This window comes from Paenirhodobacter hankyongi (genome assembly GCF_003664585.1).
In the GTDB taxonomy this organism is placed as follows: Bacteria; Pseudomonadota; Alphaproteobacteria; order Rhodobacterales; family Rhodobacteraceae; genus Rhodobacter; species Rhodobacter hankyongi.
In genome coordinates this window covers 1-25873 of record NZ_RCHI01000011.1, presented here as the reverse complement: position 1 = coordinate 25873, position 25873 = coordinate 1, and the positions used below count along the sequence as shown (strand labels likewise).

Sequence of the window (25873 nt, the reverse complement as noted above, 5' to 3'; positions counted from 1 at the left end):
ACCGGGAGGCGAGGACTCTGCGCGCGGGCAGCGCGATGGCATTGTGTGCGGCGCTCGCGGGCTGTTTCGAGGCCCCGGTGCGGCCACCGCCGGACTTGCCGCCGGTGCTTGCCCCCGACGTCACCCCTGCGCCCCTGCCCGCCCCCGGCCGCTGGGGCGAGGGCACGGTGGTCGCGCCGCGCTCGGAGGAAAGCCGGGCGATGCAGGCCTATTACCGGCAGGTCGAAAAGACGCTGAAGGGCCGCGGTCTGATGCGCCAGGACGTGGCGCCGCGCGACGCCCCCTTCGGCACGCGCCGGCTGGTCGACGACTTCATCCACATCGCGCTTTACGACGAATACTCGCGGCGCGGCGGCGCCTTCATCGCCAGCCAGACGGCCAGCCGCCTGCGCCGCTGGGAAGAGCCGGTGCGGATCTCGGTCGAATTCGGCGCCTCGGTGCCGCTGGCGCAGCGCGCCACCGACGACGCCTCGATCTCGGCCTATGCCGGGCAGCTCGCGCGGGCGAGCCGTCATCCGATCGGCATGGTCCCCGCGGGCGGCAACTTCTCGGTGCTGGTGGTGAACGAGGACGAGCGCCGCGCCCTGGCGCCGCGGCTGCGCGAGCTGGTGCCCGGCATCGACGCGGCCTCGGTCTCGGCGATCACCGACCTTTCGCCCTCGACCTTCTGCGTGGTCTTCGCCTTCTCGGAAGGGGCGGCGCCGAACTATTCGCGCGCCGTGGCGGTGATCCGCGCCGAGCATCCGCGCGACCTGCGGCTCTCGTGCATCCACGAGGAACTGTCGCAGGGCCTCGGCCTTGCCAACGACTATCCGCGCGCGCGCCCCTCGATCTTCAACGACGACGAGGAATTCGCGCTGCTCACCCGCCATGACGAGCTGCTGTTGCAGATCCTCTATGACCCGCGCCTGCGCCCCGGCATGACCGAGGCCGAGGCGCGGCCGATCGTCGAAATCATCGCATCCGAGCTGATGGGACCGGACGCCTGACCAAGGAGGGCCAGATGGGCATTCTCGACTTTCTCACCGGCGAATTCATCGACGTCATCGCCTGGACCGACGACACCCGCGACACCATGGTGTGGCGGTTCGAGCGCTATGACCACGCGATCAAGTATGGCGCCAAGCTGACCGTGCGCGAGGGCCAGGCCGCGGTTTTCGTGCACGAGGGCCAGATCGCCGATGTCTTCGGCCCCGGGCTCTATCAGCTCGAGACCAACAACATGCCGGTGCTGACCACGCTGCAGCACTGGGACCACGGCTTCAGCTCGCCGTTCAAGTCCGAGATCTATTTCGTCAACACCACCCGGTTCAACGACCTGAAATGGGGCACGAAGAACCCGGTGATCTGCCGCGATCCGGAATTCGGCCCGGTGCGGCTGCGCGCCTTCGGCACCTATTCGATGCGCGTCACCGACCCGGCGAAATTCATGGCCGAGATCGTCGGCACGGACGGCGAGTTCACCTCGGACGAGATCTCGTTCCAGATCCGCAACGTCATCGTGCAGGAATTCTCGCGCGCGGTGGCGGCCTCGTCGATCCCGGTGCTCGACATGGCGGCGAACACCGCCGATCTGGGCAAGCTGGTGGTGAAGGCGATCGAGCCGGTGGTGGCGAATTACGGCCTCTCGACGCCCGAATTCTACATCGAGAACATCTCGCTGCCCGAAGCGGTCGAGGCGGCGCTCGACAAGCGCACCTCGATGGGGATCGTCGGCGATCTGAACAAATACATGCAGTTCAACGCGGCCGAGGCGATGGCACAGCCGGGCTCGGGTGCGGCGGCCGGCATGGGGGCTGCCATGGGTGCGGGTCTCGGCGCCGGCATGGGCATGGCGATGGGGCAGACGATGGCCGGGCAGGCCATGGCGGGCCCCTGGGGCATGGCGCCCGCGGCGCAGCCGATGGCCCAGCCCGCCGCGATGGCGCCGCCGCCCCCGCCGCCGGTCGAGAAGGTCTGGCACCTCGCGGTGAACGGCGAGACCCAGGGCCCCTACGGCCGCGGCCATCTGGGCCGGATGGTGAGCGAGGGCAGCTTCAGCCGTGACACGCTGGTCTGGACCCCGGGGCAGGACGGCTGGAAGCCCGCGGGCGAGATCACCGAGCTTGCCCAGCTCTTCACCATCGCGCCGCCGCCGCCCCCGCCGCCGGCACAGTGAGGCGCGCATGACCGCCCCCTTGCGGCAGGCGCAGGCCGAGCAGCACTTCCCCTGCGAGGCCTGCGGCGCGGACCTGCGCTTCGCCCCCGGGCAGGAGCGGCTGGTGTGCGACCATTGCGGCCATGTCCAGGACATCCCCCGCGCCACCGGCCGCGGTGCCTCGGTGCTGCACGAGCTGCCGCTCGAGGCCGGGTTGCGCGCCGATCTGCCGGTCGAGGAGCTCGAGGAGCACCGCACCCTTTCCTGCCCGAACTGCGGCGCCTCGATCGAGCTGACGGGGCCCGAACACGCCACGCAATGCCCGTTCTGCGCAACCCCGGTCGTCACCGACAGCGGCAGCAAGCGGCTGATCCGGCCGCAAGGCCTGATCCCGTTCCGGCTGACCGAGGCAGAGGCGCGCGCCGCCCTTGGCCGCTGGCTGGGCAGCCTGTGGTTCGCGCCCTCGGGCCTGGCGCAATACGCCCGGCGCGGACGCAAGATGACCGGCGTCTATGCCCCGTTCTGGACCTTCGACGCCGCCACCCGCACCCGCTACACCGGCGCGCGCGGCGATGCCTGGTACGAGACGCGGCAGGTCACGGTGATGGTCGACGGCCGCCCCGAGACCCGGACCGAGCAGATCCGCCACATCCGCTGGACCCCGGTCGCGGGCCAGGTCGCGCGCGATTTCGACGATGTGCTGATCTATGCCGCCCGCTCGCTGCCCGCGGGCCATGTCGACGGGCTCAGCCCCTGGGATCTGACCGGCCTCGTGCCCTACAGCGCCGATTACCTCGCCGGGCTGTCGGCCGAGGGCTATACCGTCGAGCTGATCGAGGGCCACCACCTCGCCCAGGCCGAGATGCTGCGGGTGATCCAGTCCGACGTGCGCCGCGACATCGGCGGCGACGAACAGCGCATCGCCAGCCTCGACCCGAGCTTCTCGGCCGAGACCTTCAAGCACATCCTGCTGCCGGTCTGGACCGCGGCCTACAAGTTCCAAGGCCGGTCGTTCCGCTTCGTCGTCAACGCCCAGACCGGCGCGGTGCGCGGCGACCGGCCATGGTCGCCGTGGAAGATCGCGATTGCGGTCGTTTTCGGGCTGATCGTCGCGGCGGGGCTGGCCTATCTCTATCAGAAGCAGAATGGCTGACGGGGAAGGCGCAAGATGATCCTGTGTTGCGGCGAGGCGCTGATCGACATGTTGCCGCGTGAAAGCACGCGCGGCGAGCCGGCCTTTGCGCCCTATCCGGGCGGCGCGGTCTTCAACACCGCGCTGGCGCTTGGCCGGCTGGGCGTGAAGACCGGCTTCTTCTCGGGGCTCTCGACCGATCTCTTCGGGCAGATGCTGCGCGACGCGCTGACCGCCTCGGGCGTCGACGCGGCGCTTGCGGCGCGCTCGGATCGCCCCACGACACTCGCGTTCGTGACGCTGGTGGACGGTCAGGCGCGCTATGCCTTCTATGACGAGGGCACGGCGGGGCGGATGCTGTCGCCCGCCGACCTGCCCGCCCTGCCCTGCGACCTGCGCGCGCTCTTCTTCGGCGGCATCTCGCTTGCCGTCGAGCCCTGCGCCGCGGCCTATGAGGCGCTGATGCTCCGCGCGGCGCCCGGCCATCTGACCATGCTCGACCCGAACATCCGCCCGGGCTTCATCCGCGACGAGGAGGCCTATCGCGCCCGCATCGGCCGGATGATCGCCGCGGCAGACATCGTCAAGCTCTCGGACGAGGATCTGGACTGGCTCACCGGCCCCGGCGCGATCGAGCCGCGCGCCCGCGCGCTCCTCGCCCGCGGGCCGAAGCTTGTCTTCATCACCGAGGGCGCGCGCGGCGCCCATGGCTTCAGCGCGACCCAGACGATCTTCGTGCCGGCGCAACAGGTTGCGGTCGTCGACACGGTCGGCGCCGGCGACACCTTCAACGCCGGTGTCCTGGCCGCGCTTGACCGCGCCGGGCTGGTGTCGAAACAGGCGGTCGCCGCGGCCGATGGCGCCGTGCTCGAGGCCTGTCTGCGCCTTGGCAGCGCCGCCGCCGCCATCACCGTCTCCCGCGCGGGGGCGAACCCGCCGTGGAAGGAGGACCTGGAATGAGAGCACTGATCCAGCGTGTGCGCCACGCCAAGGTCGAGGTCGAGGGCCGGATCACCGGCGAGATCGGACCGGGGCTTCTGATCCTCGTCTGCGCGATGCAGGGCGATGGCGAGGCCGAGGCCGAGAAACTGGCCGCGCGCATCGCCAAGCTGCGGATCTTCCGCGACGAGGCCGACAAGATGAACCGCTCGGTCACCGATATCGGCGGCGCCTGTCTGGTGGTCAGCCAGTTCACGCTGGCCGCCGACACCTCGCGCGGCAACCGCCCGGGCTTTTCCACCGCCGCCCCGCCCGAGATCGGCAACCGGCTTTACGAGCATTTCAGCGCCGCGCTGCGCGGTCTTGGCCTGCCGGTCGGGAATGGCGAGTTCGGCGCCGACATGGCGGTGAGCCTGCTCAACGACGGGCCGGTGACGATCTGGATGGACACCGCCGACCGCGCCTGAGCGGTTTTCCTTGACTTTCCGCGCCGCAGCGCCCATCTGCGCTCTATCCGCAACCGCTGCCGCGTGAGCAGCCGCGCATCCCCGGGCCTTGTGCCCGACCGGCGCAAGGGCGGACACCCGGCCTCACAATCACGCGGGGGGCCAGCGGACAGATCTGTCCGCGCCCGCCCGCCTGCCGGACCTCGTGTCCGGCCAGACCGATTTTTCGCACCCATTGGTGCCAGGAAAGACAGACTTTTGGAAACCTTCGAAAACCTCGGCCTCGCGCCGATCCTGCTGCAGAACCTCGCCGGCCTCGGCCTGGTGAAGCCGACGCCGATCCAGGAACAGGGCATTCCGCACATCGTGCGCGGCCGTGACCTGCTGGGTATCGCCCAGACCGGCACCGGCAAGACCGCGGCCTTCGGCCTGCCGATGCTGACCCGCATCATCGCCTACGGCAAGCGCCCGGCGCCGAAGACCGTGCGCGCCCTCGTTCTGGCGCCGACGCGCGAACTGGCGACGCAGATCCATGACAACCTCTCGGCCTTCGCCGCGGGTGCGCCGGTGCGCATCCAGCGCGTCGTCGGCGGCGCCTCGATCAACGTGCAGTCGGAAAAGCTCGCGAAGGGCACCGACGTGCTGATCGCTACCCCCGGCCGCCTTCTCGACCTGCTCGAGCGCCGCGCGCTGGTGCTGTCCGAGACGAAATATCTCGTCCTCGACGAGGCCGACCAGATGCTCGACATCGGCTTCATCCACGCGCTGCGCCGGATCGCGCGGCTGATCCCCGAGGACCGGCAGACGATGCTGTTCTCGGCCACCATGCCGAAGCTGATGGAAGAGCTGGCGCAGAGCTATCTGCAGGACCCGGTGCGGGTCGAGGTCGCGCCCCCCGGCAAGGCCGCCGAAAAGATCGAGCAGGGCGTGCACTTCACCACCCAGGGCGAGAAGGCCGCGCTTCTGGCCGAATATGTCGCCAAGCATCCGGGCGAGCTGGCGGTGGTGTTCAACCGCACCAAGCACGGCTCGGACAAGCTGGCGACGCTGATGGACAAGTGGGGCTTCTCGGTCGCCGCGATCCACGGCAACAAGTCGCAGAACGCGCGCGAGCGGGCGCTGAGCGCCTTCCGCGCCGGCGAGGTGAAGCTGCTGATCGCGACCGATGTCGCGGCCCGCGGGCTCGACATCCCCGAGGTCGCGCATGTCTACAACTACGACCTGCCGAACGTGCCCGAGAACTATGTCCACCGCATCGGCCGCACCGCACGCGCCGGCCGCAACGGCCGCGCCGTCGCCTTCTGCGGCCCGATGGAGATGGACGAGCTGCGCGCGATCGAAAAGGCCATGGGCGCACGCATCCCGGTGATCGGCGGCGAGCCCCACATCGCGGTGGCGGCACCGACGCCCACGCGCCCGGGTGGCAACAAGAAGCCGCATCGCGGCCGCGGCCCGAAACCCGCACAGGGCGGTGCGCCGAAGGCGAACCCGGCCCGCGCGAACCCCGCGAAGGCCTCGGCCGGCGGTGCCGCCCGCCCGCGTCGCCGCACCCAGGGCAGCAAGGGCGGCGCCGCGGCCTGAGCCGCACCGCCCGCGAACCTCTCGGCGGGACCGTGTCAGCGCACGGTCTCGTCCTCGAGATGCAGCTTCATCTCGATCAGCACCTTCTGCAACGCCTGCGTCTCGGCCAGCAACCGGCGCGCCTCGGCCGTGGTGATCTTCCCGTCGAGAATCGAGGCGTGATATTCCGCCATCAGCATCGCGAAACGCTGGCTCAGCACCACGACATCCGCCCCCACCCCGCCCACAGGCCGGTTGCGCCGCCGCTCGTCGAAGGACAGCTCGAGACCGCCCAGCTCGGCCAGCGCCTGCGTCACATGCGGGAAGGCCGCCACCGCCTCGATCCGCGCCACGACGTCGATCGGCATGAAACGGTCAGCATGGTCCGGATCGGCCGAATAATACCGGCCCAGTGTCGCCTTCGACTTGCCGGCAACCCCGGCCGCCGCCTCGATGCCGATGTCCTTCACCAGCGCCTCGGTATGCTTTTTCAGATAGCTTTCAATCTTTTCGGTCATCGCAATCGGGCCTGAAACCACCCGTCCCTCTCAACATCAACAGTCTGCGGGACCCCCGCACACCTTTTCCCCCTTATCTGCCGCCTGAAAATTTGTCACACCGAAATCACCCGCTACGGCGGGCGTAAGAGTGCCGACGTCACGACGTCGAACAGTGTGGGGCCCCCGCGCCGGGACCGGACGACATCCTCGGACCGGCCCGCGCGCGAGGGTCATCCCGCCGCTTGCCCGAAACCGCCCGGCGCGCTAAGGGGCAGCATGGCCAAGCTCTACTTCCACTACTCGACGATGAATGCTGGCAAGAGCACGCTCCTGCTGCAGGCGTCCTACAATTACATCGAGCGCGGCATGCAGACCTTCCTCGTCACCGCGCAGATCGACGCGCGCGCGGGCGCGGGCCGGATCGCCAGCCGCATCGGCATCGACGCCGGCGCCGCGACCTTCACTCCCGAGACCGACATGGCGGCGCTGATCGCGGCGCGGCTCGCACAGGGCCCCTGCGCCTGCATCTTCGTCGACGAGGCACAGTTCCTGACCCCCGCCCAGGTCTGGCAGCTGGCCCGCGTGGTCGACGATCTCGGTGTGCCGGTGATGTGCTACGGGCTGCGCGTCGACTTCCGCGGCGTGCTGTTCCCGGGGTCGGCGGCGCTGCTGGCGCTGGCCGACGAGATGCGCGAGGTGCGCACGATCTGCCATTGCGGCAAGAAGGCGACGATGGTGGTGCGCATGGGCCCCGACGGGCGCGCGCTGCGCGAGGGCGCACAGGTGCAGATCGGCGGCAACGAGACCTATGTCAGCCTGTGCCGCCGCCATTGGCGCGAGGCGATGGAAGAAGCCCCCGGCCCCACGGAAGAGTGAGTCTTCAGGCCAGGGAAAAGCCAGGGGACGGTTCTCAGGCCCCGGGCTTTTCCTTGTGCAAATTCTCCCGCCGGAGGCATCCTTCGCCCCCGGCCGCGCGCGGTCTCAGAACTTCTCGACGATCACCGAGCCGACGGAATACCCCGCCCCGAAGGAGCAGATCAGCCCGGTCTCGCCCGGCGCGAAATCGCCCGAGAAGCGGTCGAAGGCGATGATCGAGCCGGCCGAGGAGGTGTTGGCATATTCCTGCAAGATGTTCGGCTGCTCGCCGGGTGCCGGATCGCGGCCCAGCACCTTGCGGCCGATGAAGTCGTTCATCGTCTTGTTCGCCTGATGCAGCCAGAGCCGGCGCAGCGCCGCGGGCTCGAGCCCTTCCTCGGCCAGATGGCCGAGGATATGGGCGCAGACCATCGGCAGCACTTCCTTGAAGACCTTGCGGCCCTCCTGCATGAACTGCATGTCGCGCCGGTCGGCCATCCCGTCGGGCCGGGTGCGGCGCAAAAAGCCGTTGTTGTTGCGGATGTTGTTCGAGAACTCGGTGGCGCAGCGGCTCGAGCGGATCTCGAAGCCGCCGGCCTTCGCCTCGTCGCGCCGCTCGATCAGCGTCGCGGTCGCGACATCGCCGAAGATGAAATGGCAGTCGCGGTCGCGCCATTCGAGATGGCCCGAGGTGATCTCGGGGTTCACCACCAGCGCGCGCCGCACCGAGCCGGTGCGGATCATGTCGGCCGCGGCCTGGATGCCGAAGGTCGCCGAGGAGCAGGCCACGTTCATGTCGAAGGCAAAGCCCGAGGCGCCCAGAAGCTTCTGGATCTCGATCGCGATGGCGGGATAGGCGCGTTCCATGTTCGAGGCGGCGCAGATCACCAGATCGACCTCGCTGCCCTCGCGTCCGGCGGCGGCAAGGGCCTTGGCGCAGGCCTCGAGCGCCATCTCGGCCATGATCCCGGGCTCGTCGTCGCTGCGCTGGCGCAGCTGCGGATACATCCGCGCGGGGTCGAGAACGCCCGTCTTGTCCATCACATAGCGGCTCTCGATGCCCGAGGCCTTGAAGATGAACTCGGACGAGGAATGATCCTTGGCCGCCAGCGTGCCCGCCGCGATCTCGGCCGCATGCTCGGCGTTGTAGCGGTCGGCATAGGCGTTGAAGGCGACGACCAGCTCGTCGTTGGTGATGGTCTCTGGCGGGGTGAAGACCCCGGTTCCGGTGATCGCAGGGGTGAACATCTGGTCCTCTCGAAAGTCGCGGCACAGTCTTGCGAACCGCGCCGGGGGTCAAGGGTCAGACCGCGTTCGGCGGCACCTTGCCGTCACGGAAGGCGGTCAGATTGGCAAGCGCCATGAAGCCCATGGCATCGCGCACCTCAAGCGCCGCGGTGCCAAGATGCGGCAGCAGCGTGACGCAGTCGAGCGCGCGCAGCGCCGCGGGCACGACGGGCTCGCGCTCGAAGACATCGAGCCCCGCCCCGGCGATCTGCCCGCCCTCGAGCGCCGCGATTAGCGCTGCCTCGTCGACGATGTCGCCGCGGGCGATGTTGACGAGATGCGCATGGGGCTGCATCCGCGCGAGTTCCGCCGCCCCGATCAGGTGATGCGTCTGCGGCGTCGCGGGCACCGCGATCACCACGAAATCGGAGATCGCCAGCAGCTCGTGAAGCGGCACCTGCCGCGCCGGCAGCCCCGGCTCGGTCACGGTCGAGCGGTTGTGGAACACCACCTCCATGTCGAAGCCGTAATGGCAGCGCCGCGCGATCGCTTTGCCGATCCGGCCAAGCCCGACGATGCCGACGCGCTTGCCGGTGACGTGATGACCGAGGAACTGGGTGGGCGTCCAGCCGGTCCAGGCGCCCGAACGCACGAAGCGCTCCCCCGCCCCGGCGCGGCGCGCGCTCATCAGGAGCAGCGTCAGCGCGATGTCGGCGGTGGCGTCGGTCACTGCACCCGGGGTGTTGGTCACGGTGATCCCGTGCGCCTTCGCCGCCACCGCGTCGATATGGTTATAGCCCACGCCGAAATTCGCCACGATCTTCGCACGCAGCGGCCCGGCGAAGGCCGCACCGCGGACCTGATCGCCCAGCGTCACCAGAAGCGCGTCATGGGTGGCCAGCGCCTCGGCCGCCTCGGCCTCGGTCATCGGGGCGGCGCCGTTGCGGAAGGTCGCGTCGGGAAACTCCGCGCGCACCCGCGCCTCGACAGCCGGGGTGAGGGCACGGGTGACGAGCAGCTTCATCAGTAGAGCCTTCCGCCGATCGGCACGTCCTGACCGGGACCGATCAGCACCACCTCGCCGCTCTCGTCGGGCACGCCGAGCGTCAGCACCTCGGACATGAAGGGGCCGATCTGGCGCGGCGGGAAGTTCACCACCGCCATCACCTGCCGGCCCACCAGCTCCTCGGGCGTGTAATGCTTGGTGATCTGCGCCGAGGAGCGCTTGGTGCCGATCTCGGGACCGAAGTCGATGGTCAGCTTGTAGGCGGGCTTGCGCGCCTGCGGGAAGGTCTCGGCGGCGGTGATGCGGCCGACACGGATGTCGACCTTGAGGAAATCGTCGAAACTGATCGTCACTTGCCAAGCTCCCGTCCGCGGTCGGCGGCGGCCTTGACCGCACGTTTCAGAAGCGCCGGGAAGCCGGTTTCGGCATCCATCAGCACGGCAAGCGCGGCGGCGGTGGTGCCGCCCGGGCTGGTCACGTTGACGCGCAGCTGCGCGGGGTCCTCGGCCGCATCCTCGGCCAGCTGGCCGGCGCCGCCGACGGTGGCCTTGGCGAGCCGCATCGACAGCTCGGGCGACAGCCCCTCGGCCTCGGCCGCGGCGGCGAGCGCCTCGATCAGGTGGAAGACATAGGCCGGGCCCGAGCCCGACACCGCCGTCACCGCGTCGATCTGGCTTTCGGCATCGAGCCGCACCACCTGACCGACGGCCGACAACAGCCCCTCGGCCATGTCGAGATCGGCGGCGGTGGCCTGAGTGTTGCCGACGATCGCGGTGATGCCGCGGCCGATCGCGGCCGGCGTGTTCGGCATCGCGCGGACAAGCCGGGTGCCGGCGCCCAGAACCCCTTCGAAGGTGGCAATCGTCGTGCCCGCCGCGATCGAGACGAAGAGCGTGCGCCCGCCCCCCATCGCCGTCAGCTGCGGCAGCGCCGCGCCCATCATCTGCGGCTTGACCGCGACCAGCACCACCGCCGGCGCCTCGGGCAGCGGCCCGTTCACCGCCACGCCCGTGCCCATCAGCCAGTCGGACGGGTGCGGGTCGATCACATGCACCGCGCTCGGGCTCAGCCCGCCGCGCAGCCAGCCGGCGAGCAGCGCCGAGCCCATCTTGCCACAGCCCAGAAGAACCAGACCGCGTGCCTCAATCGTCGAAAAGTCCATCGCATTTCCCCTTTGCGGGGGAGAGCTTAGGCGCGGCCGTAGGCCTCTGCAATGGCGACCTTCAGCGCCGCTTCGGGGGTTTCGTCGCCCCAGCAGGCAAGCTGCATCGCCGGGTAGAAGCGTTCCGAGACGCTGACCGCGGCGCCGATCATCCGGTCGATCTGCGCCGGTCCCGCGATCTGGCCGCCCGACAGCACAAGGCCATAGCGCCACACCATCAGCTTCTGCTCGCGCCAGAAGGTGAAGGCACCGGTCCAGCACTGGTCGTTGATGCGGTTGAGCAGATCGTAAAGCGCGCCCTCGCGCGCCGCGGGCGGGTCGATCTCGAAGGTGCACAGCAGCCGCAGCACCTCGTCCTGCGCCGACCAGGCGAGGGTGAGCGAATAGCTGCGCCACTGCCCCTCGACCATCATCGCGATCTGGTCATCGGCGACGCGGTCGAAATCCCATTCATGCGCCTCGGCCAGCGTTTCCACCACGTCGATCGGGTGGATGTCCTCGACGCCGAGATAGTCCTCGATCAGTGCCATGCCCATACCCCCCACGCGTTTCGTGCAGATCCCGGGATGTTTCCCTAGGATTCGATCCATCCACAAGGATCGGCGTGGCAGCGCACGACCCCTACAAGATATCGTGCGGCGGGATCTGGCCCCTGTAAAGCAATTTGTCGTGGATAACTGTCCCTGCCGACACGATATCTGGGGACAACCGCCGGGAGAGGGGCGGAAATACGAAACCGGCACCGGGCGAACCCGATGCCGGTCAAGGCGCGGACGGTGCGCTCAGGCGGTGATCGAATAGCCGCCGTCGATGTCGTGCACGCCGCCGGTGAGGTTCTTCGCCTCGGGCGCAGCCAGGAAGGCCGCCATCGCGCCGACGTCGTCGATCGTGGTCAGCACATGGGTCGGCGCGCGCTCGGTCGCCTCGGCCAGCAGGCTGTCGAACTGGTCGATGCCCGAGGCGGCGCGGGTGGCGAGCGGTCCGGGCGAGAGCGCATGCACGCGGATGCCCTTCTCGCCAAGCTCGGCCGCGGCATAGCGCACCGTGCTTTCGAGCGCGGCCTTCACCGGGCCCATGATGTTGTAGTGCTGCACGACGCGCGACGAGCCGAAGAACGAGACCGACAGGCAGGTGCCGCCCTCGGGCATCAGCGGTTCGGCCAGACGGATCATCCGCAGGAAGGAATGGACCGAGACGTCCATCGCCTTGCCGAAGCCCTCGGCGGAGCAGTCGATGACCCGGCCGTGCAGGTCGGCCTTCGGCGCGAAGGCGATCGAATGCAGGATCGTGTCGACCTTGCCCCAGCGTTTGCCGATTTCCTCGTAGACCGCTTCCAGCTCGCCCGGCACGGTGACGTCGAGCGGCATCATGATCTCGGCGCCGAGCGATTCGGCGAGCGGCCGGACATGCGGTTCGGCCTTGGCGTTGAGCCAGGTGACGGCCAGATCCGCCCCCTGTTCGCGGAAGGCGCGGGCGCAGCCATAGGCGATGGAATGGTCGTTGGCGATGCCGACAACGAGAATCTTCTGTCCCTTCAGCGAGAACATGGTGCCTCCATGAGTTCAGGTGCACCCGAGTCTTAGCAGGGTTTCGCGCGCCCTGCCCGGACTTTTCCGCATCGCAGAAAAGTTCTTGCTGCAACCGCGAAAGAGCGTGGCAAAAACTCCACGGCCGGGCAGCGGGGCCCCGCCGGGGCCCCTGCCCCGGATCAGTCGGGGAAGATGCCCGGCGAGGTCGGCGCGCCGTCGTCGAAGGCCGCGAGATAGTCGACGATGGTCGGCCGGTTCACCGCGAAGCCCTTGTATTCGGCCAGCTCATTGGGCAGGTCGCGCAGCACCCGGTGCAGCCGGCGGCCCCATTTCGGCACCGTCACGATATCCTCGAGCGAGCACAGATAGCAGCGGATCGGGAAGGCGATGGCGTTCGAACGCGGCAACCGCCAGAGCGTCTGCAGCTCGACCCGCAGATACTGTTTCGCACCGACGTTATCGGCCGCGACGGTGCGCTTCTCGGGGCCCCATTTGTGGTAGTTCTCGGGGCTGGTGTCGAGGCGCGGATTGACCGTCATCGTCCAGTTCAGCCGCCGCACCGGCGCGCCCTGCTGCAGGTTCAGAAGGAACTTCAGCGCGCGCTGGAACACGCCCATCTCATGCGCCTTCGGCACCGGCGCATGCCACTCGAAGAAGTTCATGCCGATGTCGAAATCGAGCGACCAGTCGGCCTGGCTTGTCACCATGCCGGCATCCATCCACAGGTTGCCGTCGCGCTGGTCAAGGAGCGCGTGGTCGCCCTGGGTCTGGCGGGTGATGTATTCCATCGGCCCGCAAGGCAGCGTGGTGGCGTCAAGGAAGGTGAAGCGCTGCTCGATCCCGAGCGGGCGGTTGATCCAGTGCCAGCGGTCGCCGTCGCGGTTGAGCGTGAAAAGCTCGGGGTAATCCTCGGATTTCGAGACCATCACCAGTTCGAGGAAATCCCAGCCGGCAAGCTCCATATGCGGCAGCGACTGGCAGCGCAGCGGGTCTTCCGTCAGCGTGATCGCCCGGTCGCGCATCTCGGCGACGTAATGCTCATCGACGTCGAAGCGCTTTTCAAACGGCGATCCGGCCTTGCCGCCCGCGTGCGGCTCAAGGTTGACCGAATACATGTAGCTGTCCGCATCGAAGGGGAACGGGAAGCGCCGGATCCCCTCGGGCGAGTTGTGGAACGTGTAGTCGTCGCGGAAGGTTTCGTCGTGGAACTGGATGGTCATCCGTGCCTCCTAGAGGTCGAGAACGAGGGTTTCGCCCTTGAAACGCGAAACGCAGGGCATGATTTTCGTCTGGCGCGCGTGCTCGTCATCGCTCAGCCAGTGGTCGTGGTGCTCGATCGTGCCGTGGCAGGATTTCACCCCGGTCTCGCAACGCCCGCAGGCCCCGCCGCGGCACATCCACTGCACCTCGACCTGAGCCGCCTCGAGCGCCTCGAGCAGGCTCTGATGCGCCCCGACGGTGACCACCTTGCCCGAGGTCGCCAGCGTCACCTCGAAGGGCGCGCCGGGCGGCGGCGCCATGAAGACCTCGGAATGCAGCGCCGTCCTCGGCCAGCCGAACCGCGCGCCGGTCTCGGCCACCGCCTCGATCAGCCCCTCGGGGCCGCAGGTATAGACATGGGTGCCAAGCGGCTGGCTGCCCAGAATGGCGCCCAGGTCCATCCGGTTGCCCTCCTCCGAGATGTGCACATGCACCTGCGGCGAGGCAGGCAGCAGCGCGAGCCCCGCGGCCTCGGCCCGGCTCCGCGCGGCATAGTGCAGCTCGAAGGGCATCTGCAGCCGGGCGAGCTGCTTGAGCTGTGCCAGAAACGGCGTGATGCCGATGCCGCCGGCGATCATCACATGTTTCTTCGCCCGCAGATCGAGCGAGAAGAGGTTCACCGGGGCGGAGATGCGCATGAGGTCCCCCTCCGCTACCTGCGTGTGCAGGAATTTCGAACCGCCGCGGCCGCCGTCCTCGCGCCGCACGGCAATCTCATAGCCCGAACCGTCCATCGGATCGGAGATCAGCGAATAGGCGTTGCGGCGCAGCACGCCCGCGTCGGGCATCTCGACGACCACATGCGCCCCGCCGGAGAAGAGCGGCAGCAATGCCCCTTCGGGGTCCTCGAAGCGGAAACGACTTACGAGAGGCGAGAGTGCCTCGATCGCGCTCACGCGCAGCATGCGGCTGGTCATGGTTTGATCTCCTGCACGGCGGGCACGATGCCGGGGGTCTCGGCATCGACGCAGACACCCTGGAAGGCGCCGAGGCGGCGCGAGAAATGGTCGCGCACGAAAAGGGTGAGGCCGCAATGGCTGCACACGAAGGGGTCGGTGGTGACATTCTCGGTCACGCCCTTGCAATGCACGCATTGCATGCGGCGCGCGATCGTGCCGCGATGCTCGGTCTGGATCGCCTCGGGCGGCAGGCCCGCGGCCAGCGCCTCGGCCACGGCCTGACCGATCATCCCCTCGGAGCCGGCGAGGTAAAGCGTCGTGCCCATCCGGGCATCGGCAAGCGCCTTGCGATAGCGCTCGAGCGCGGAAGCATAGCTCGGCGCCTCGCGATACATCTTCGCGCCAAGCGCGGCGAGGCGGGGCCCCGCGTCATGGCCGGCGGGGATATAGATCAGATGCGCAAGATCCATCACCGAGGCATCGAGCGCGGCGAGGTCGAGGATCGCCTCGGCGCCCGGCCCTTCGGCGAGCATGATCGCCGGGGTGGCGCCCTGCGGGGTGAGCCCGGGATAGACCGGACGCGAGGTGATCGAGGGGGAGAATTCGGTGCGCGGCATGGCATGGTTCCTGTTGGGTCTGGGTGGGGCGGTCTGCTGCCGCCCCTGCCCGTTTCGCGTCAGCCCTTGGCGGTGCGACGCTTCTTCTCGATGTCGAAGAAGGGCATCGGCGAGGTGGTAGCACCGATCGTGCCGGCCTCGGTGCTGGCGACGGTGAGGGGCATGCCCTCGACCGCGCAGTCGACCGGCAGGCGGGCGATGGCGACGGTCCAGTCGTTCAGCGGCGAATACATCGCCTGGGTCACGACGCCGACCTTGACCCCGTCCTTCAGCACCGGCGCGCCGTTCTCGGGCGGCACCTTGCCCTCGAGCTTGAGACCCCAGATCTTGAAGCGCTCCTTGCCCTTGAGCCGGTAATGCTCCTCGGCGCCGCGGAAGCCGGTCTTGCCGGGCGAGACGGTGAAATCGAGGCCCAGCTCCCACAGCGTGTCGCCGCAGGCTTCGTTCTCGAACGGATACATTTCCGAGTTGTCGTAGGGGAAGAAGAGCAGATAGCTTTCCGTGCGCAGCAGGTCGAGCGTGGTGAAGCGGCAGGGGATGATCCCCATCGCCGCGCCCTCTTCGAGGATGCGGTCCCAGATCATCGGCGCGTCCTGGCCGCGCACGAACAGCTCATAGCCGCGCTCGCCGGTGTAGCCGGTGCGCGCGATCAGCGCCGGCACCCCGAAAAGCGAGGTGGGCATGTGGCTGAAGTAATTCAGGCTGCGGATGCCCGGCACGTATTTCTCGAGGAAATCGACGGCAAGCGGGCCTTGCAGCGAGAGGTCATGCAGGTTGTCGTCGAAGCGGATCGAGACGTCGCGGCCGGTTGCGGCCATCGTCAGCTGCTCGAAGCCCTGACCCGAGCCATGCACCACCATGAAGGCGTTCGGCGCGGTGCGGTAGATCACGCAGTCGTCGACGAACTTGCCCGCGTCGTTGAGCATGCAGGCATAGACGGCGCGGCCCGGCATCAGCTTCTCGACGTTGCGCGTGGTGGCGCGGTCGATGACGTGGGAGGCCGCCGGCCCGGTGATATGGACCTTCTTCAGGCCCGAGACATCCATCAGCCCGGCCTTCGTCCGGATCGCCATGTATTCGGCGAGCGGATCGCCGTCATAGGACCAGGCGGTGCCCATGCCGCTCCAGTCTTCCAGCGCCGAGCCCAGCGCGCGGTGCCGGTCGGCCAGCGTCGAAAATCTCCAAGATGCGGTCATTCCCTGTCTCCCTGGGGGTTCGTCAGTCGTTGAAGGGCCCCGCCGCGAGCGTCGCGGCGGGGAAGTGCATGGCTCAGGCCGGCAGCTGGAAGAACCAGTTCGCCCAGAGCACCACCGCCACACCCGCGATCAGCGCGAGATAGGGCCAGAAGCCGGCGTTGCGCGGGCCGAGATCGCCGTGATCGGTGAGGCCGAGGTCTTCCATCGCCTCGCGCGGGAAGTGGCCCTTGTCCTGGTAATAATGGCGGAACCAGAACACCGGCAGGATCAGCGCGGCGAAGATGACGCCCGACCAGAGCGCGTTCGAATAGCCCCAGACCTTGGCGCCGGCGCCGAGGAAGAGCGCGTTGACGAAGGCGAGCAGCGTGTTGAAGCCGATCAGGATGGTCGGCGCCTTCCACGGACGCGGCAGGTGCGGGCTGTCGATGCGGTGGATCCAGCCGGCGTTCAGGTTCAGGAAGTTGAACATGATGTAGCCGACGTTCGAGATCGCGAGCACGTAGAAGTAGCCCGTCGCATCCGAGGCGAGCGCGAGCAGGAAGATGTTGAAGACGAGGTCGGTCCACATCGCCCCGGTCGGCGCGCCATGATCGTTCACATGCGTCAGGTACTTCGGCAGCCAGCCGTCACGGGCGCCCTGATAGAGCGTGCGCGACGACCCGGCCATGGCGGTCATGATCGCCAGGAAGAGCGCCATGATCATCAGGATCACGAAGAGATGGGCGACAAGCGGCCCCGCGCCCACCATCTGGCCCAGCACCTCGCCGACGCCGGTGCCGTCGACGATCCCCGGCGCCAGCATCCCCGCCTGCCCCAGCACACCCTGGAAGGCGAAGGGGATGATGAAGAAGAACACCACACACAGGAGGCCCGAGAAGAAGATCGCCCGGAAGGTGTCGCGATGAGGGTTCTTGAACTCGGCGGTGTAGCAGACCGCGGTCTCGAAACCATAGGTCGACCAGGCCGCGATGTAGAGCGCGCCGAGGATCAGCGTCCAGCCGCCCACCGACCAGCTGCCATCGGTGCCGGAATAGGCGGCCGAGGGCGGCACGATCGAGGTGACGTTCATCCAGTCGATGGCACCGGTCAGGATCGGCATCAGCCCGGCCAGAAGCAGCGGGATCAGCACGACGACCGCCATGATCTTTTGCGATTTCGCCGTCGAGGCGATGCCGCGGTGCTGGATCGCGAAGATCATCAGCATCAGCACGACGCCGATCACGAAGGTCGAGTTGAAATGCAGCGTGCCAAGGCCCGGAACCGGAATGCCGAAGGCTTCCCAGACGCGGAAGGCGGGCGTCAGCGCGGCGACGCCATCGGCCGAGGCCACGGCCTGGATCGCGGCCTCGGGGGCGGTGCCCGGGTTGGCGGCGATGTAGTCGATGACCGCCTGCGTCGAGGCGCTGTATTGCGACAGATGCGCCGCGACCCAGTCAAGCACCGGCTGGCTTTCCGCGAGCGGGATCGGGAAGAGCGCGTTCAGGATATAGCCCGCCGCGATCGCGCAACCGAGCGACAGCACCGGCGACCAGGCGAACCAGTTGCACCACACCGACAAGGGCGCGATCAGTTTCGAATAGCGCAGCCAGGCGGTCGCGCCATAGACCGAGGCACCGCCCGACTTGTTGCCGAACATGCCGGCCATCTCGGCATAGGTGAAGCTCTGCAGGAAGCCCATCACCATCGAGACCATCCAGACGACGAAGGCGGCCTTGCCCGCGACGCCGGCGATGCCGCCGATCGAGAAGAGCACGAGCGGCGGCACACCGGCCGCGACCCAGAAGGCGCCTTTCCAGTCAAGGGCACGCTTGAGCGTCCCCGCGGAGGGTGTTCCCTCCGGTCCGCGCGCCATCGGCGCTGCGGAAGCCATGTTCTGTTCCACGTCCAAACTCCCTGTTGAGTGGAAGGGGGCTGTTTCCGCCCCGTTTTCTTGCCTCCCCACCCGGTTTCCCGGGGCCTTCGGCCGGGTCTCCCCACCCGGCCCGCCACACCCTCACGAGCGCGGACGTTCCTTTTTCGGGTCGTAATGCGGGAAGGGCGCGACGCGCGCCGCGATCCGCTTCAGGTGGCCATCGAGCTTGCCGACCTCGACCGCGGTGCCGGGCTCGGCATGGGCGACGTCGAGGCGCGCGAGCGCGATCCACTGGTTGGTGCGCGGGCTGTGCATGGCCGAGCAGACCTCGCCCACCTGCGCCCGCCCGATCCGCACGCAATCGCCGTGAAAGACCGGGTCCTGGCCCTCGATCTCGAGGCCGACGAACTTGCGCGCGGGGGTTTCCTTGCGGCGCAGGAGCGCCTCGCGCCCGACGAAATCGGCGGTTTTCGATTTCAGCGGCACGGTGAAACCGATGCCGGCCTCGAACGGGTCGGTCTGGTCGGAAAAGTCATAGCCCGCGAAGACCAGCCCCGCCTCGATCCGGCACAGGTCAAGGCCGCCAAGCCCCATCGGCTTGATGCCGAACTTGGCCCCCGCGCCGAAGACCGCGTCGAAGACCGCCTTGCCGTCCTTCGGATGGCAGAAGATCTCGTAGCCCAGTTCCCCCGTGTAGCCGGTGCGCGAGACGACGACCGGCACCCCCTCGGCCCCGCCGATGCGGCCCACGGTGAAGCGGAACCAGCCCAGATCGGCCAGCGCCGGCTGATGCGGTGCGGTCCAGATGATTTCCGTCATCAGCTCGCGCGAGCGCGGCCCCTGCACCGCAAGGTTGTGCATCTGATCGGTCGAGGCACGGATCATCACGTTGAGGCCAAGCCGCGCCGCCTCCTCGCGCATCCACACCCCGCCCTCGTCCGAGCCGCCGATCCAGCGGAAGTTCTGCGCACCCAGACGGAACAGCGTGCCATCGTCGATCATGCCGCCATGCGGATAGCACATCGCCGAATAGACGACCTGACCGTGGCCCAGCTTCGTCACGTCGCGCGTCAGAACCCAGTTCATCAGCGCCTCGGCATCGGGGCCGGTCACCTCGAACTTGCGCAGCGCCGAAAGGTCCATCGCGACCACGCCCTCGCGCGCCGCCCAATAGCTTTCGACCGGATCGCATTCCGGGAAGGAATTCGGCAGCCAGAAACCGCGATATTCGACGAAATCGCGGGTCAGGGCGGCAAAACTGTCGTGGAAGGCGCTTTCACGCGTCATGATCGGCTCCGCGTCGGGGGTGGCGCGCCAGGCCGAGGCGCGCGAGAACCGCTCGCCCGCGCCATAGCTGCGCACATGGATGTCGGTGAGATCCCAGCCATTGGCCGAGGAGGTGTCGTCCGGGCAGGCCGAAGAGACGCAGACCAGATCGGTCAGCGCGCGCATCAGCACGTAATCGCCGGGCCGCGACCAGGGTTCGTCCGCGACCAGCACGCCATGCGCGTCGATCCCGGTGTTGAAGAAGAAATTCGCCGCCATCCAGCCCGCGCGGGCGGGCACGCCATGGGCGGCCAGCGCGGTGTTGAAGTTGTCCGAGCAGTTCGCGTGCCCCGGATAGCCGATGTCGTCGTAATATTTCGACGAACAGGCCATGGCGAAGGCGTCGTGGCGGCCGCAGGTGTCCTGGATCACCTCGACCAGCGGGGTGAAATCCTGATCATAGTATTTCGCGTGCAGCCCCGGGTTCGGATAGGCATGCCCCATCAGCGTGCGGGTGGTGGTGACGTCGAGCGGGTTGATGATGCCGCGGTCGAGCTTGCGGGCGTCGAAGCACTGGAAATCGGTGCATTGGCGACCGTCGACGTCGAGGATCTGGATGAACTCGCCCGCCTTCACCACATAGGCCTCGGCGGTTGCCGATTTCACCCGCAGATCAAGCAGCGGATCGGCCAGCGGATCGGGCAGCGCGAAGCGGCCCGCGGCGCGCGGCGTCGCGCGGGTGATCTTCACCGTCAGCGGCGTCGCGGTGTCCTGGCGCTCGAAATCCATCACCGGGCCCGGCGCGGCGATGATCGCGACGCCCGCGCCCTGTGCGGTGAAGCCCACGGCCTCGCCCGCCCGCGATCCGGCGCCGAAAAGCCCGATGGCGCGGGCCGCGCTCAGGTCGATCCCCCGGCGCTCGAGCGCGCGGCGCAGCCGGGCAAGCGAAGGCTCGCCCGAGGCGAGCAGGTCGCGCAGCCCCTCCGCCGCGCAATCGCCCGCCCAGCCCAGCAGGCCGCAGTCGGCCCGCCCGTCGGGGTGCGCGGCCAGCAGCTCGGCGCGCTGCCCGCCCTCGTCGTTGGTCACCTCGATCCGGTCGCCCGCCCGGATCTCGAGCACGAGCGCCCCGCGACCGGGGACGGCGTGCCGCTCCTCGACCGGGCCGGTCCGATAGGCGAGCGGCCGGCGCGCGCGCGACGGCGCGGGCGGACCGGGGCGGAAGAGCGTGTCGGCGGGCAGAAGCACCATGGTCTGTCCTTGTCGTCAGGAAAAGAAGGCGGGAGGCCCGAGGCCCCCCGCCCAGGGGGACACAACTCAGTTCGCGAGATAGGCTTCCATCGAGTCGTCGAGCGCATCCTTCCACGGCGTGTGGTGGGTGGGCGCCATCGTGCCGGTGATGACCGACTTGTAGGCGTGGTTGCGGAAGGTCATGATGTTTTCCGCCTTGTGGTGCTTCCACTCGAAGAAGGCCTCGCAGGCGCCGTCGACGTCGAAGGACGGATAATCCGTCTCGGCGATCAGTTCCTTGACGTAGTCGCCCTGATACTTGATCGCGTATTTGACGTCGTCCGAGGCCTCTTCGCGTTCCTCGCGCTCGGCCACGTCGGCGATCAGCGTCTGTTTGTCGGTGGGCACCGCGATCCGGCCCAGGATGATGTCGCGCACATACCAGGCCTGGGCGTCGAACATGTTGAAGGTGAACCACTGGTCCTGCATGCCGAGGTAGAACATCTTCGGATTGTGGACATAGACCACGCCCTTGTAGAGGTCGGCGGTCGCGAGCCGGTTCGCCGTCTTCAGCCGCAGGCTGTCGGGCAGGAACGGGAAGTAGTGCTTGTAACCGGTGCACAGGATGATCGAGTCGATATGCTTCGACGAGCCATCCTTGAAATAGGCGGTCTTGCCCTCGACCCGGACGAGGCCCTGCTTCTCTTCCCAGTTCTCGGGCCATTTGAAGCCCATCGGCGCGCTGCGATAGCAGGAGGTGACGCTTTTCGCGCCGTATTTCCAGCATTGCGAGCCGATGTCCTCGGCCGAATAGGAGGAGCCGACGATCAGCACGTCCTGGCCCTCGAACTCGCGCGCGTCGCGGAAGTCATGGGCATGCACGATGCGGCCGTAGAACTGGTCGAAGCCCGGATATTCCGGCACGTTCGGCGAGGAGAAGTGCCCCGAGGCGACGATGACGTGGTCGAAGCGCTCCTTGTAGACGTGGTCGCGTTCCATGTCGTGCACGGTGACGGTGAAGTCCTCGGCCTCCTCGTCGAACTCGATCCAGCGCACGACCGAGTTGAAGCGGATCCAGCCGCGCACGCCGGCCTTGTTCACCCGGCCCTCGATGTAATCGACCATCACGGCGCGCGGCGGATAGGAGGCGATCTGCTTGCCGAAATGTTCCTCGAAGGAATAGTCGGCGAATTCGAGCCCCTCCTTCGGACCGTTGGTCCAGAGATAGCGATACATCGAGCCATGGATCGGCTCGCCGTTCTTGTCGGTGCCGGTGCGCCAGCTGTAGTTCCACAGGCCCCCCCAGGTCTCCTGCTTCTCGAAGCAGACGATCTCGGGGATCTCCGCCCCCTTCTGCGCGGCGGACTGGAAGGCCCGGAGCTGGGCCAGACCCGAGGGGCCGGCACCGATGATGGCAACGCGTTTGGTCATGGTAGTCTCCCTGTTCGATCCGGTATGGACCAGATTTCAAAACTGGTTCCTTCGGCATGGACCAATGAGGCGGACCAAAATCTTTTGGGTCAACAAATTTTCCTGCGCGGAATATTGCTTCACCGCATTTTTCGGCATTCCAGCCTGCCGAAAAAGGGCTATAGATCAAATTATGAGCAGCCCGACACTCGCGCAGCGCCTTCTGGTAACTGGTTCCCTGCCCCGACTCGGCGTGAAGACTCGCGCGCCGGTGCGGATCGGTTTCCTCACGCCGCTCTCCGGTCCCGAGGAATCCTGGGGCCGGCCGGGGCTCGACGGCTGCCGGCTCTGGGCCGAGGGGCTGAACGCGCGCGGCGGGCTGATGGTGGGCGGGCGCCGCCACCCGATCGAGATCGTGGCACGCGACAGCGCGACGGGCGCCGCGGCGACCCGCGCCGCCGCCCATGAGCTTGTCGAGCGGCTCGACTGCCGGCTGATCCTGACCCTTGGCGGCGACAGCTTCGCCCCCGCCCTGCCCTGGCTGATGAAGACCCGCGCGCTGGTGGCGACGCTGCTGCCCTCCGACCTCTCGCCCGACACGCCCTATCTGATCGCGCCGGCCGAGGTGCATCCGCTGTTCAACGTGACCGGGGTCGAGTGGCTGGCGAAGAGCCGCCCCGCGGCGCGGCGTGTCGCCCTGTGCAGCCAGACCGACAGCCTCGGCCTGCCCTCGCTCGCCGTCTATCGCGCCGCCTTCGAGGCCGCGGGCCACGCCCGGGTGAAGGAGCTGCGCTATGCGCCCGCCGAGACCGACGCCGAAGGCATCGTGCGCGCGATGCTGGCCGAACAGCCCGACGTGCTGTGCTGGTGCTCATCGGCGCCGCCGATGATCCATGCCCTGACCGAGGCGGCCCACGCCCAGGGCTTCACCGGCGAGATCCTCGCCTGCACCGCCGACGACTATCCGCGGATGATCGCGCGCACCTCGGCCGCCTTCATGGCGCGCTACACCTTCCAGTTCCCCGATTTCGACGACCCGGCACTGGCCGACACCGCCTTCTTCTTCCACCGCCCCGAGGCCTTCTTCGCCGCCTATGGCGCGCGCTTTCCGGGCAGCTGGTCGGCGGTGAGCTGGGAATATGCCTCGATCCTCGATCTGTGGCACGCCGCCGTCGAAAGCGCCGAAACGACCGACCCGGTCTCGGTGCTGGCCGCGATGAAGCGCTCGCAGATCATGCCGCACGCCTTCGGCCCGGCGCGCTGGTGGGGGGCCGAGGTCTTCGGCATCGACAATGCGCTGGTGGGCGACTGGCCGGTGGTGCGGATCGAGGGCGGGCGCGCGAAGATCGTCGAGTTCGGCTCGGTGCTCGGCTGGCTCGAGGCACACGGGCCGCGCCTCACCGAGCACCTCGGTGCGCTCGGCCAGCTCTGGCACCAGCGCCTGCGCCCCGCGCCGCGGCGCCGCCAGATCAGTCTTCCTGCATCAGAAGCTTCTGATCCTCGATCAGCGTGAGCTTCATGAATTCGCTCGCCGCCTCGATGTCGCGCGCTGCGATGGCATTGAAGAGCGCATTGTAGCCGCGCTGATAGGAGGCGATGCGATTGGGCGTCAGGTGCCGGCGATACATCGCGCCGCGGAAGCTCTGCCGGCGCGCGTCGATCACCAGATTGTAGCAGGCGATCAGCAGGGGGTTGCCGGTGCCCGCCGCGATCTGGCGGTGGAATTCCTCCTCGAGCCGCACGAAGGCGCCGGCATCGGCCTGCACCGCCTCCATCTGCGACAGCGTCTCGCCAAGCGCCTCGATCGCGCGCGGCGGCATGTTGATGATCGCGAGCCGCACCATCTCGGGCTCGAAGATCCCGCGCACGACCTGCAATTGCAGCGGCCCGGTCTCGGCCGCGACGGTCGAGACGGCCGCCTGCGTGCCCGAGGGGTCCCAGGTGACGAAGGACCCCGACCCCGCCCGGCGCCGGATCATGCCGCGTTCCTCGAGCTGATCGAGCGCCTCGCGCACGGTGTTGCGCGCCACCCCCAGATCCTGCGCCAGCGCGCGCTCGGAGGGCAGACGTTCATCGACCCCGTATTCTCCCGAAACGATCCGCGTCGTCAGCGTGTCGATGACATATTGCACCGTCGCGCCGACGACAGGCTCGCTTTGCGGCGCGGAAAGAAGACGTCCGGAAGAAGGCGGCACTTGCAAATTCCCTTGAGCAGTCCCGCACGGGACGGCCAAAGAATAGCCGCTTTGCCCAAGGAAAATCCAGACGCGAAACGCGCCGCGCAGGTATCGCGCCCTCTTCCCCACATCCGATTGCGTCAAATTCCCGGGCGAGAGCGCCCGGGGGGCAAGGGGGCAGCGCCCCTGCCCCGGCCGGAGAAAGGGGGCGCTGCCCCCTCTGGCCTACGGCCATTCACCCCCGAGGTATTTCGGGCAAGGCGAAAGCCCGGGGGACAGGCGCTTCGGGGACGCGCCAAAAGCACCCGGCCCTGCGCTTGCGCTCCGGACGCGCGCCCCAAGCGCGGCTCACCCCATGCGCTCGGACGCGTAGGAGCCGGGGCTTGCCGGGAAGACCACCGTCTTGTTGCCGTTCATGAACACCCGGCGATGGATATGGGCGTGGATCGCGCGGGCGAGCACCTGGCTCTCGACGTCGCGGCCGAGCGAGACGTAATCGTCGGGCGATTGCGCATGGGTCACGCGGATCGTGTCCTGCTCGATGATCGGGCCCTCGTCGAGGTCGGCGGTGACGTAATGCGAGGTCGCGCCGATCAGCTTCACGCCGCGCTCATAGGCCTGCTTGTAGGGGTTCGCGCCCTTGAAGCTCGGCAGGAACGAGTGGTGGATGTTGATGATCCGCCCCGACATTTCCTTGCACATCTGGTCCGACAGGATCTGCATGTAGCGCGCCAGGACGATCAGCTCGGCCCCGGTCTCGTGCACGATGCGCATCTGCTCGGCCTCGGCCGCAGCCTTGTTCTCCTTCGTCACCTTGATGCAGTGGAAGGGGATGTCGTGGTTCACCACCACCTTCTGGTACTCCATGTGGTTCGAGATCACCGCCACGATGTCGATCGGCAGCGCACCGATGCGCCAGCGATAGAGCAGGTCGTTCAGGCAATGGCCGAAGCGCGAGACCATGATGATGACCTTCATCTTCTCCGCCTCGTCATGGAATTTCGCCACCATGTCGAAGGTCTTGGCGGTCGGGCCGAAGCCCGTCTCGAGCGCCGCGAGGTCGAGCCCCGCTTCGGAGACGAAGCTCACCCGCATGAAGAACTTGCCGGTCTGGGTGTCGTCGAACTGCGAGCTGTCGGTGATGTTGCAGCCGTTCTCGGCGAGATAGGTCGCGATCGCGGCGACGATGCCGCGCGTCGTGGGACAGGCCACGGTCAGGCAGTATTTGGTCATTTCGGTCTCCCGTCGGTATGAGTGTTGGGTCGGCCAGGGCCGGGATGCGCTCTCCCAAGCGCGGGTGATGGTCTTGGGTCTTACGCCGTGAGCCCCTCGGGCTCGGGCAATCCGTTGGCGCGGCAGCAGGCAGTGAGCGTGTTCGCCAGCAGACAGGCGATGGTCATCGGCCCGACGCCGCCCGGCACCGGGGTGATCGCGCCGGCGACTTGCGAGGCCGAGGCGAAATCGACATCGCCCACC

Annotated in this window: 24 protein-coding genes and 1 pseudogene; 8 read left to right on the top strand and 17 right to left on the bottom strand. The window is 68.0% G+C overall.

Features of this window, described 5'->3' with window-relative positions; genetic code table 11:
* Positions 1-35 precede the first annotated feature (35 nt).
* The 6 genes from DYS74_RS11785 (at position 36) to DYS74_RS11760 (ending at position 6235) form a co-directional block, all read left to right on the top strand.
* Positions 36-989: a DUF2927 domain-containing protein gene (locus DYS74_RS11785; RefSeq protein WP_121534000.1), complete on the top strand. Its 954-nt coding sequence runs from the start codon at positions 36-38 to the stop codon at positions 987-989.
* Between the two features lie 14 nt (positions 990-1003).
* Complete coding sequence (locus tag DYS74_RS11780; RefSeq protein ID WP_121533895.1) at positions 1004-2158, top strand: SPFH domain-containing protein; 1155 nt, start codon at positions 1004-1006, stop codon at positions 2156-2158.
* Between the two features lie 7 nt (positions 2159-2165).
* Positions 2166-3290 carry a zinc ribbon domain-containing protein gene (locus DYS74_RS11775; RefSeq protein ID WP_121533894.1) on the top strand — a complete coding sequence of 375 codons (1125 nt, stop codon included), beginning with the start codon at positions 2166-2168 and terminating at the stop codon, positions 3288-3290.
* Between the two features lie 15 nt (positions 3291-3305).
* Entirely contained in the window at positions 3306-4229 is a 924-nt protein-coding gene (locus DYS74_RS11770; RefSeq protein WP_121533893.1) for a carbohydrate kinase family protein, read from the top strand.
* A complete protein-coding gene (gene dtd, locus DYS74_RS11765; protein WP_121533892.1) occupies positions 4226-4675 on the top strand; it encodes a D-aminoacyl-tRNA deacylase in 450 nt (149 codons plus the stop codon). Before DYS74_RS11770 ends, dtd begins: the two co-directional genes overlap by 4 nt.
* A gap of 237 nt (positions 4676-4912) precedes the next feature.
* Positions 4913-6235 carry a DEAD/DEAH box helicase gene (locus DYS74_RS11760; protein WP_121533891.1) on the top strand — a complete coding sequence of 441 codons (1323 nt, stop codon included), beginning with the start codon at positions 4913-4915 and terminating at the stop codon, positions 6233-6235.
* Positions 6236-6270: 35 nt separating this feature from the next.
* On the opposite strand, the gene DYS74_RS11755 is transcribed toward DYS74_RS11760, so the two are convergent.
* Positions 6271-6732, bottom strand: coding sequence for a hypothetical protein (locus tag DYS74_RS11755; RefSeq protein WP_121533890.1), 462 nt, complete (start codon positions 6730-6732; stop codon positions 6271-6273).
* A gap of 258 nt (positions 6733-6990) precedes the next feature.
* Between DYS74_RS11755 and DYS74_RS11750 the strand changes: the two genes are divergently transcribed.
* Positions 6991-7590 (top strand): thymidine kinase, encoded by a 600-nt coding sequence (locus tag DYS74_RS11750; RefSeq protein ID WP_121533889.1) that lies wholly within the window; start codon positions 6991-6993, stop codon positions 7588-7590.
* A 105-nt stretch (positions 7591-7695) separates the two neighbouring features.
* Here the strand turns inward: DYS74_RS11750 and DYS74_RS11745 are convergent, their stop codons facing one another.
* The 13 genes from DYS74_RS11745 to DYS74_RS11685 form a co-directional block, all read right to left on the bottom strand.
* A complete protein-coding gene (locus DYS74_RS11745; protein ID WP_121533888.1) occupies positions 7696-8817 on the bottom strand; it encodes a beta-ketoacyl-ACP synthase III in 1122 nt (373 codons plus the stop codon).
* 55 nt (positions 8818-8872) lie between these two features.
* Positions 8873-9820: a 2-hydroxyacid dehydrogenase gene (locus DYS74_RS11740; RefSeq protein WP_121533887.1), complete on the bottom strand. Its 948-nt coding sequence runs from the start codon at positions 9818-9820 to the stop codon at positions 8873-8875.
* Positions 9820-10155, bottom strand: coding sequence for a tRNA-binding protein (locus tag DYS74_RS11735; RefSeq protein ID WP_121533886.1), 336 nt, complete (start codon positions 10153-10155; stop codon positions 9820-9822). The genes DYS74_RS11740 and DYS74_RS11735 overlap by 1 nt, the downstream gene beginning before the upstream one ends.
* Positions 10152-10964: a pyrroline-5-carboxylate reductase gene (proC, locus tag DYS74_RS11730; protein WP_121533885.1), complete on the bottom strand. Its 813-nt coding sequence runs from the start codon at positions 10962-10964 to the stop codon at positions 10152-10154. Before proC ends, DYS74_RS11735 begins: the two co-directional genes overlap by 4 nt.
* A 26-nt stretch (positions 10965-10990) precedes the next feature.
* Complete coding sequence (locus DYS74_RS11725; protein WP_121533999.1) at positions 10991-11494, bottom strand: type III secretion system chaperone family protein; 504 nt, start codon at positions 11492-11494, stop codon at positions 10991-10993.
* Positions 11495-11746: 252 nt separating this feature from the next.
* Positions 11747-12511, bottom strand: coding sequence for an enoyl-ACP reductase FabI (fabI, locus tag DYS74_RS11720; protein ID WP_121533884.1), 765 nt, complete (start codon positions 12509-12511; stop codon positions 11747-11749).
* Positions 12512-12672: 161 nt separating this feature from the next.
* A complete protein-coding gene (locus tag DYS74_RS11715; RefSeq protein WP_121533883.1) occupies positions 12673-13713 on the bottom strand; it encodes a heme-dependent oxidative N-demethylase family protein in 1041 nt (346 codons plus the stop codon).
* A 9-nt stretch (positions 13714-13722) separates the two neighbouring features.
* Positions 13723-14670 carry a PDR/VanB family oxidoreductase gene (locus DYS74_RS11710; RefSeq protein WP_121533882.1) on the bottom strand — a complete coding sequence of 316 codons (948 nt, stop codon included), beginning with the start codon at positions 14668-14670 and terminating at the stop codon, positions 13723-13725.
* Positions 14667-15269 carry a dimethylamine monooxygenase subunit DmmA family protein gene (locus DYS74_RS11705; protein ID WP_121533881.1) on the bottom strand — a complete coding sequence of 201 codons (603 nt, stop codon included), beginning with the start codon at positions 15267-15269 and terminating at the stop codon, positions 14667-14669. Before DYS74_RS11705 ends, DYS74_RS11710 begins: the two co-directional genes overlap by 4 nt.
* A 59-nt stretch (positions 15270-15328) precedes the next feature.
* On the bottom strand, positions 15329-16465 hold the full coding sequence (locus tag DYS74_RS11700; protein ID WP_121533880.1) for an aminomethyltransferase family protein: 1137 nt from the start codon (positions 16463-16465) through the stop codon (positions 15329-15331).
* Positions 16466-16538: 73 nt separating this feature from the next.
* A complete protein-coding gene (locus tag DYS74_RS11695; RefSeq protein WP_220668844.1) occupies positions 16539-18335 on the bottom strand; it encodes an APC family permease in 1797 nt (598 codons plus the stop codon).
* A gap of 123 nt (positions 18336-18458) precedes the next feature.
* Positions 18459-20831, bottom strand: a complete 2373-nt coding sequence (locus tag DYS74_RS11690; RefSeq protein ID WP_121533878.1) for a DUF1989 domain-containing protein — start codon at positions 20829-20831, stop codon at positions 18459-18461.
* Between the two features lie 66 nt (positions 20832-20897).
* A complete protein-coding gene (locus DYS74_RS11685) occupies positions 20898-22241 on the bottom strand; it encodes an NAD(P)-binding domain-containing protein (RefSeq protein WP_121533877.1) in 1344 nt (447 codons plus the stop codon).
* A 172-nt stretch (positions 22242-22413) separates the two neighbouring features.
* On the opposite strand from DYS74_RS11685, the gene DYS74_RS11680 reads away from it, so the two are divergent.
* The gene (locus DYS74_RS11680; protein ID WP_121533876.1) at positions 22414-23733 is read left to right on the top strand and encodes an ABC transporter substrate-binding protein; all 1320 of its coding nucleotides are present in this window, start codon (positions 22414-22416) and stop codon (positions 23731-23733) included.
* Here DYS74_RS11680 and DYS74_RS11675 read toward each other — a convergent pair.
* The 3 genes and pseudogenes from DYS74_RS11675 to DYS74_RS11665 form a co-directional block, all read right to left on the bottom strand.
* Positions 23690-24415, bottom strand: a complete 726-nt coding sequence (locus DYS74_RS11675) for a FadR/GntR family transcriptional regulator (RefSeq protein WP_113900136.1) — start codon at positions 24413-24415, stop codon at positions 23690-23692. The genes DYS74_RS11680 and DYS74_RS11675 overlap by 44 nt on opposite strands.
* Before the next feature lie 330 nt (positions 24416-24745).
* Positions 24746-25630 carry a formyltetrahydrofolate deformylase gene (gene purU / locus DYS74_RS11670; RefSeq protein WP_121533875.1) on the bottom strand — a complete coding sequence of 295 codons (885 nt, stop codon included), beginning with the start codon at positions 25628-25630 and terminating at the stop codon, positions 24746-24748.
* Positions 25631-25710: 80 nt separating this feature from the next.
* Positions 25711-25873 (bottom strand): annotated as a pseudogene (locus tag DYS74_RS11665) (bifunctional methylenetetrahydrofolate dehydrogenase/methenyltetrahydrofolate cyclohydrolase); the annotation flags it as partial.